Consider the following 1,207-nt stretch of genomic DNA (forward strand, 5'->3'; position numbering starts at 1 on the left):
TTGTGCCATAAGTACCAGGCAGCACTAATCATTAATGACAGCCTGGCCCTGGCCCTCGACAGCGATGCAGATGGGCTGCATCTTGGAAAATCTGACGGCCACTTAAGCGAAGCACGGCAAGCACTCGGCGACAAAAAGATCATTGGCGTTACCTGCCATAGTGACCTGCAATATGCTCAGGACTGTATTAACCAAGGCGCATCATACTGTGCTTTTGGTCGTTTTTTTGAATCACAAACTAAGCCAGAAGCGCCTCCATGTAGCCTGGAAACATTCAAGCAAGCACTGCAATTGAGTATTCCCGTACTAGCCATTGGGGGTATTAGCATAGACAATATTGCTCGCTTCAGAGATACTCCTCCTCATAATATTGCGGTCATTAATAGTCTCTTTGGCCAGGCAGATATCTACCAAGCTGCGCTGGCGCTAAGCGCCGCATTTAAACAAATTCAAACTTATTAATTTAGAAACAGGTTCCAATATGTCTCGATCCGAAGATCTTTTCAACGATGCCCAAAGTGTGATCCCAGGCGGCGTAAACTCCCCGGTGCGCGCATTTAAAGGTGTTGAAGGTACTCCCATTTTCTTTGAACGCGGTGAAGGCGCCTATTTAGTAGATGCCGACGACAAGCGCTATATCGACTATGTCGCGTCATGGGGACCAATGATCTTGGGCCATGCCAACCCGGATGTAATCTCTGCCGTGAAAGCGCAACTAGACCACGGCTTGGGCTACGGTGCGCCAACTGAAATCGAAACCATCATGGCGAAAAAGGTTTGCGAACTTGTCCCTTCTATTGAAATGGTTCGTATGGTGAGTTCGGGAACCGAAGCAACCATGAGCGCTATTCGCTTGGCGCGTGGTTTTACCGGACGCGATAAAATCGTTAAGTTCGAAGGCTGTTATCACGGGCATGCTGACTCGCTACTCGTTAAAGCAGGCTCTGGCGCGCTAACGCTTGGCGTGCCTAATTCACCTGGAGTACCTGCGAGTGTCGCCGAGCATACAATCACCCTTACCTATAATGATGCAGACCAAGTTAAAGCACTGTTTGATGAAATGGGTGACCAGGTTGCTGCGATTATTGTCGAACCCGTTGCCGGGAATATGAACTGCATTCCTCCAGTACCTGGCTTTTTAGAAAGCTTACGAGAAGTCTGTGACAAACATGAAAGTGTCTTGATCTTTGATGAAGTCATGACTGGC

2 protein-coding genes are annotated in these 1,207 nt (G+C 48.4%); both read left to right on the plus strand.

Annotated elements, in window-relative coordinates; translation table 11 throughout:
* The coding region (locus tag A3766_RS04375; protein ID WP_156508680.1) for a thiamine phosphate synthase at window positions 1–462 on the plus strand (462 nt) is incomplete at its 5' end.
* Between the two features lie 19 nt (window positions 463–481).
* The coding region (locus tag A3766_RS04380) for a glutamate-1-semialdehyde 2,1-aminomutase (protein WP_156508681.1) at window positions 482–1,207 on the plus strand (726 nt) is incomplete at its 3' end.

The organism is Oleiphilus sp. HI0132 (genome assembly GCF_001635845.1).